General features: G+C 71.5%; 5 protein-coding genes and 1 riboswitch. All 5 genes read left to right on the top strand.

What is annotated here, in order from left to right; genetic code table 11:
• On the top strand, positions 1-1,844 hold a 1,844-nt coding region (locus tag F3J18_RS34670), incomplete at its 5' end, for a response regulator (protein WP_240156493.1).
• Positions 1,841-2,860: a chemotaxis response regulator protein-glutamate methylesterase gene (locus F3J18_RS34665; RefSeq protein ID WP_036036855.1), complete on the top strand. Its 1,020-nt coding sequence runs from the start codon at positions 1,841-1,843 to the stop codon at positions 2,858-2,860. The genes F3J18_RS34670 and F3J18_RS34665, both read left to right, overlap by 4 nt.
• A 254-nt stretch (positions 2,861-3,114) precedes the next feature.
• A complete protein-coding gene (locus F3J18_RS34660; RefSeq protein ID WP_166916621.1) occupies positions 3,115-4,764 on the top strand; it encodes a helix-turn-helix transcriptional regulator in 1,650 nt (549 codons plus the stop codon).
• A 143-nt stretch (positions 4,765-4,907) separates the two neighbouring features.
• On the top strand, positions 4,908-5,093 hold the full coding sequence (locus F3J18_RS34655; RefSeq protein ID WP_013690973.1) for a CsbD family protein: 186 nt from the start codon (positions 4,908-4,910) through the stop codon (positions 5,091-5,093).
• 160 nt (positions 5,094-5,253) lie between these two features.
• A riboswitch (Fluoride riboswitch) is annotated at positions 5,254-5,322 on the top strand.
• Positions 5,323-5,404: 82 nt separating this feature from the next.
• Positions 5,405-6,718, top strand: coding sequence for a chloride channel protein (locus F3J18_RS34650; RefSeq protein ID WP_025100961.1), 1,314 nt, complete (start codon positions 5,405-5,407; stop codon positions 6,716-6,718).
• The last annotated feature ends 186 nt before the right edge of the window (positions 6,719-6,904 follow it).

Raw genomic sequence — 6,904 nt, 5'->3', positions numbered from 1 at the left:
CCGGCGCCGCGCGCGGCGACGCCGCGAACCCAGCCGGCGCCGTTGCGCCCGCAAGCATCGAGCCGGCCGCGCGCGACAGCCACGACAGCGCCGGCGACGCCGGCCAGATGCGCCGCGTGCGAGCCGACAGCCTGAACCGGCTGCTGAGCCTGTCGGGCGAATCGCTGGTCGAATCGCGCTGGCTCAAGCCCTTCGCCGATTCGATGCTGCGCATCCGGCGCACGCAGCGCGACGCGGCGCGCGCGCTCGACACGCTCTACGAAAGCCTGGCCGACGATCTCGACCCCGGGCGCGAGGCCGCGCTCAACGAGGTGCGGCAGATGATGAACGACCTGCAGCGCGCGTTCACGGCCCGCATCGACGAGCTCGACCGCTTCGAGCGGCGCAGCAGCCATATCGCCGAGCAGCTCTACGACGAGGCGCTGCAATGCCGGATGCGGCCGTTCGGCGACGCCACCCGCGCCTATCCGCGCGTGGTGCGCGACCTGGCGCGTTCGCTGGGCAAGCGGGTGCGCTTCTCGATCGTCGGCGAATCCACCCAGGTCGATCGCGACCTGCTCGACATGCTCGACGCGCCGCTCGGCCACCTGCTGCGCAACGCGCTCGACCACGGCGTCGAGGCGCCCGAGCTGCGCGTGGCGCGCGGCAAGCCGCCCGAGGCGAGCATCACGCTGGAGGCGCGCCACAGCGCCGGCTCGCTGCTGATCAGCGTGGCCGACGACGGGCCGGGCGCCGACCTCTCGGCGGTGCGCGCGGCGATCGTGCGGCAGCGCCTGACCGATGCCGAGACGGCCGCTCGCCTGACCGATGCCGAGGTGCTGGAATTCCTGCTGCTGCCGGGGTTCTCGATGCGCGAGCAGGTCACCGACGTGTCGGGCCGCGGCGTCGGGCTCGATGCCGTGCACGAGATGGTCAAGCGCGTGCGCGGCGCGGTGCGGATCTTCAACGAGCCGGGGCAGGGCATGCGCTTCGTGCTGCAACTGCCGCTCACGCTGTCGGTGATCCGCAGCCTGCTGGTCGAGGTCGGCGGCGAGCCCTATGCGTTCCCGCTGGTGCACGTGCGGCGCGCGCTCGAGATCGATCGCGCCGGCATCGACGTGCTCGAGGGGCAGCAGCACTTCTCGCTCGACGAGCGCCGCGTCGGCCTGGTCACCGCGCACCAGTTGTTCGATGCCGGCGAGCCCGGCGGCGCGGGGCCCAGCACGGCGGTGGTGGTGATCGGCGCCGAGCCGGAAACCTACGGGGTGGCGGTCGACCGCTTCCTCGGCGAGCGCATGCTGGTGGTGCAGCCGCTCGACGCGCGCCTGCAGAAGATTCGCAACATCGCCGCCGGCGCCCTGCTCGAGAACGGCGATCCGGTGCTGATCGTCGACGTCGAGGACCTGGTGCGCTCGATCGACAAGCTGATCCGCGGCGGCCAGCTCACCAAGATCCGTCGCGACGCGGGCGGCGCGCTCGCGCAGCGCCGCAAGCAGGTGCTGGTGGTCGACGATTCGTTGACGGTGCGCGAGCTCGAGCGCAAGCTGCTGGAGAAGCGCGGCTACGCGGTGACCATCGCGGTGGACGGCATGGACGGCTGGAACGCGATCCGCGGCGAGCGCTTCGACCTGGTGGTGACCGACATCGACATGCCGCGCATGGACGGCATCGAGCTGGTCACGCTGATCAAGGGCGATCCGCTGCTCAAGGCGGTGCCGGTGATGATCGTCTCGTACAAGGATCGCGACGAGGACCGGCGGCGCGGCCTGGATGCCGGCGCCGACTACTACCTGGCCAAGGGCAGCTTCCACGACGAGGCCCTGCTCGACGCCGTCCACGACCTGATCGGGGAGGCCAGCGCATGAACATCGGCATCGTCAACGACCTGCCGCTCGCGGTGGCCGCGCTGCGCCGCGCGGTGTCGCACCGGCCCGAGCACCGTGTGCTGTGGGTGGCCGCCGACGGCGAGCAGGCGGTCGATTTCTGCGTCGCCAACCCGCCCGACCTGGTGCTGATGGACCTGATCATGCCGCGCGTCGACGGCGTCGAGGCGACCCGCCAGATCATGGCCCGCTCGCCCTGCGCGATCCTGATCGTGACCGCCAGCGTGGATGCCAACAAGGCCACCATCTACGAGGCGATGGGCGCCGGCGCGCTCGACGCGGTGGATACGCCGACCCTCGCGCAGGGCATGCTGGCCGATGCCTCGCAGCCGCTGCTGGCCAAGATCGACCAGATCGGCCGGCTGCTGGCCACGCGCGGGCCGGTGCCGGCGCAGCCGGCGGCGGCGCCCGCCACGGCGCTGCCGCCGCTGGTGGCGATCGGCGCCTCGGCGGGCGGGCCCACCGCGCTGGCCGCCCTGCTCAAGCCCTTGCCCGAGGATTTCCCGGCCGCCATCGTGATCGTCCAGCATGTCGACGCGGCCTTCGCGATCGGCATGGCCGAATGGCTCGACGGCTTCACGCGCTTGCCGGTGCGCGTGGCCAAACAGGGCGGGGCGCCGCAGCGCGGCGAGGTGCTGCTGGCCGCCACCAACGATCACCTCCATCTCACCGCGCGCGGCCAGCTCGGCTACACGCGCCATCCCGAGGAAACGCCGTATCGGCCCTCGGTCGACGTGTTCTTCCACAGCGTGGTCGAGCATTGGCGCGGCGATGCGCTCGGCGTGCTGCTGACCGGCATGGGCCGCGACGGCGCGCTCGGCCTGAAGGCGATGCGCGCCAAGGGCTTCTACACGATCGCCCAGGACGCGGCCACCAGCGCCGTGTACGGCATGCCCAAGGCGGCCGCCGCGATTGACGCGGCCACGGCGATCCTGCCGCTCGACCAGATCGCCGAGCGCGTCACCCTGCAGTTGCAGCGCTTCGCGCGCTCGCGCTGAGCGCCGCTCGCGGGAGGCGGCCGGGCGTCCTGCCCGGCTTGCGCGCGACGCTCGCGCGGTGCCTGCATGGTGTTCGCGGCAGCCTTGCACGAAACTTGCTCGATCCTTGCGACAGCCCGCCTCGCGGCGGCTTGCCGGACGTTCCCGCAAGCCCGCGCGGCGGCCGGGCCGCGCCGGGCGTGCAATTTTTACAGTGCCGGCGCGGCCGATCCTTGCCGATTTACCCGACCGCGCCAGCCATGCTCCTGTCATCGATGAACCGACCCGCCGCCGAATTCCAGCCCGCGCCGCCCGACGAGCAGGCGCTGAAGACACATACCGACCGCCGCCAACTGCACCAGATCATCGCCGGGCTGACCGAGGGCGTGATCCTGGTCGAGCCCGACCAGCGCATCGTGTGGGCCAACGAGGCGGCGCTGGCCATGCACGGCGCGGCCAGCCTGGCCGAGCTGGGCGCCGACGTCACCGAGTATCGCGAGCGCTTCCGGCTGCGCGACACCAACCACGACCCGGTCCGGCAGGGCCAGTATCCGATCGACCGCGTGATCAGCGGCGAGCAGTTCAGCGACGTGACGGTGGAGGTCGAATCGGCCACCGACGACCGGCTGCGCTGGGTCCACCGGATCCGCAGCCTGGTGCTGACCAACGCGGCGGGCGAGCCCGACTGCCTGGCGCTGGTGCTGCACGACGCCACCGACTGGGCCAGCGCCGAGCAGCGCTTCGAGCGCACCTTCAACGCCAACCCGGCGCCCGCCGCGATCTGCCGGCTCGACGACTTCCGCTACGTGAAGGTCAACCAGGGTTTCCTCGACATCACCGGCCAGGCCAGCGAGGCGGCGGTGATCGGCCGCTCGGTCTACGAGCTCGACGTGTTCGATCGCGCCGAGCGGCGCGAGCTGGCGATCGAGCGGCTCGGCGACGGCATGTCGATCCCGCCGATGGAGGCGCTGCTGCGCCGCGCCGACGGCGGCGACCACGCGGTGATCGTGTCGGGCCAGCCGATCGACATGGGCGAGCACGCCTGCATGCTGTTCACTTTCACCGACCTGCAGCCGCGCCGGCTGGCCGAGACCGCGCTGCGCCAGAGCGAGGAGCGCTTCGCCAAGGCGTTCCGGATGGCGCCGGTGGCGATGGCGATACTGACCGCCGGCGGCTGCGAGGTCCTCGACTGCAACGAGGCCTTCGCCGCCATGACCGGCCATGCGCAGCACGAGGTGCTGGGCCGCTCGGCCGAGGAGATCGGCTTGTGGGCCGAGCCGGGCATGCAGCGCGAGATCGTCGACGCGATCGGCCGCGAGGGCGCGGTGAGGATGCGCGACGCGCGCGTGCTCCGGCACGACGGCGAGCCGCGCGACTGCCTGGTGTCGGCCGACATGGTGGCGATCCACGGACAGGACTGCCTGCTGCTCGCGCTGCTCGACATCAGCGAGCGCAAGCGCACCGAGATGGAATTGATCCAGGCCATCGAGACGGCGATGCAGGATGCCTCCTGGTTCAGCCGTACCCTGATCGAGAAGCTGGCCAACGTGCGCCGCGACAAGGCACCCGATGCCGGCGCCCAACTCGCCGACCTGACCGCGCGCGAGCGCGACGTGTTCGACCTGCTCTGCCACGGCCTGCCCGACAAGGAGATCGCCAACCGGCTCGGGCTCGCGCCGAACACGGTGCGCAACCACGTCTCGACCATCTACAACAAGCTCGATGTGCACAGCCGCGGCGAGGCGATCGTGTGGGCGCGCGAGCGGGGTATCGTCGGCGCGGCGGAGGCCCCGGCTCCGGTCCCGGCCGAGGCGCCTGCCGCGGTGCAGCAGCGGGCCGCGAAACCGGCCGCGCAACCGGTCGCGAAATCCGCCGCCAAGGCCACCGGCGCGGCGCGCACGCCGCGCGGGCGGGCCTCGCGCTGAACATCGGGCCGGTGCGAATGCACTAAAAGCGCTGGCCCATCTGCATCTGCTCGCGGCGGCGGCGCCTTGCGAAGATGGTGACTCCCCGGCGCGCGGCCCTGGCCCGCACGGCCGGTCCCGATGAATCCCTCAAGGAGTCGACCATGGACAAGAATCGTATTGACGGCAAGCTCAAGCAGGTGAAGGGTTCGATGAAGGAGGCGCTCGGCAAGGTGACGGGCGACCGCAAGACCGAGGCGGAAGGTGTCGCCGAGAAGACCCAGGGCAAGCTGCAGGAGAAGGCGGGCCAGACCGCCGACGCGATCCGCAAGCATTCGGACCTGCACTGAGGTTCGAGCGCCCGGCCCCGCCGCGCATGCCGCGCGGCGGGGCCGCCGGCGGCAACGGGTAAGCATTCCGAAAGAATGATCCGCGCGAGCGAAGGCGGCCCGCTGCGGCGGCGATTTCGATGCCGCCGCATTTTTTTCGCGTCCATTTCGCGTACAATCCGTGCTCGCCGGAGATGGCATTCCTCCGTACACAACCGCCGGTCAGCCGGCTGATGATGCCTACGCATCCTGGGTACAGGAGGTCGTAGGCCGTCTTGACGACAAGCGGTGTCCTGCCGCCCAGGTTTGATGTCCTGTCGAATCTGGAAACCATGAAAGCTTTCGAATCCGTCGAGCAAGTCGCGATGCTGCGCGCGCTCGGCCGCTGGCTCGTGCTGTCGAGCCTGGTCGGCGCGCTGGCCGGCTCTGCTTCCGCCCTGTTCCTCTACCTGCTCGATCTCGCCACCGGCACGCGCCTGGCGCATCCCTGGCTGCTGTGGCTGCTGCCGCTGGGCGGTTTCGCCATGGGCTGGGTCTACCTGCGCATCGGCAGCTCGGTGGAGGGCGGCAACAACCTGCTGATCGACGAGATCCACGACCCGGCGCGCGCGGTGCCCACCCGCATGGCGCCGCTGGTGATGATCGCCACCGTGGTCACGCACCTGTTCGGCGGCTCGGCGGGGCGCGAGGGCACCGCCGTGCAGATGGGCGGGGCGCTGGCCGATCGCGTCGCGCGAATCCTGCGCGTCGATGCCGAGACGCGGCGCATCCTGTTGATGGCCGGCATCGCCGCGGGTTTTTCCTCGGTGTTCGGCACGCCGCTGGCGGGCGCGGTGTTCGGGCTGGAGGTGCTGGCGATCGGCCGCCTGCGCTACGACGCGCTGTTTCCCTGCGTGGCGGCGGCGATCGTCGCCGACGTGGTGTGCCGGCTGTGGGGCATCCACCATCCCGTCTACCCGGTGCCCTACGTGCCGCCGATGGGCCTGGCCACGGCCGGCTCGGCGATCGTCGCGGGTATCGCCTTCGGCGTGGTGGGCATGCTGTTCGCCGATGCCACGCACGCGCTCGGCGCGCGCTTCAAGCGCTGGATTCCCTACGGGCCGCTGCGGCCGATGGCAGGCGGCGCGCTGGTGGCGCTGGCCGGCAGCGTGCTGGCCGTGCCGCAATATCTCGGGCTCGGCATTCCCACCATCGAGGCGGCCTTTCGCGGACCCTTGCCGGTCTACGACTTCGCCGGCAAGTTCGGCTTCACGGTGCTCACGCTCGCGGCCGGCTTCAAGGGCGGCGAGGTGACGCCGCTGTTCTACATCGGCGCGACGCTCGGCAACGCGCTCTCGCACCTGCTCGCGCTGCCCTTGCCGGTGCTGGCGGCGCTCGGTTTCGTCGCGGTGTTCGCGGGCGCGGCCAATACGCCGATCGCCTCGACGATCATGGCGATCGAGCTGTTCGGCGCGCCGATCGGGATGTTCGCCGCGCTGGCCTGCGTGATCGCCTACCTGTTCTCGGGGCACACCGGCATCTATCGCGCGCAGCGCATCGGCCATGCCAAGCATCCCTGGCTCAGCGCGGGCGGGCGGCTCGCCGATGCGGCGCTGCGGCGGCCTGCGGCGGAGCCCAAGCGGGAGAGCGAGCGTGAGCCGGCCTGAGGCGGGACCATGCCGTTCGATGCTGAGGACTGCAGGGTAAATCGGCACCGGCGGCACCGACGGCGAAGTTCGCGCGAGGCAGCCGGCGCGAGCGCATCGACGCCGGAGCCGGACCTGCGGCTGCAGCCGGCGCCTTCGAGGCGTCAGCCGGCGCGACCCCGGCCCGGCCGCGTGCCGGCCGCTGCG

This window comes from Burkholderia sp. Ax-1720 (assembly GCF_011753035.1).
Taxonomy (GTDB): domain Bacteria; phylum Pseudomonadota; class Gammaproteobacteria; order Burkholderiales; family Burkholderiaceae; genus Burkholderia; species Burkholderia gladioli.
The sequence above is the reverse complement of the archived record's forward strand: the minus strand, read 5'-3'. Positions and strand labels throughout refer to the sequence as shown.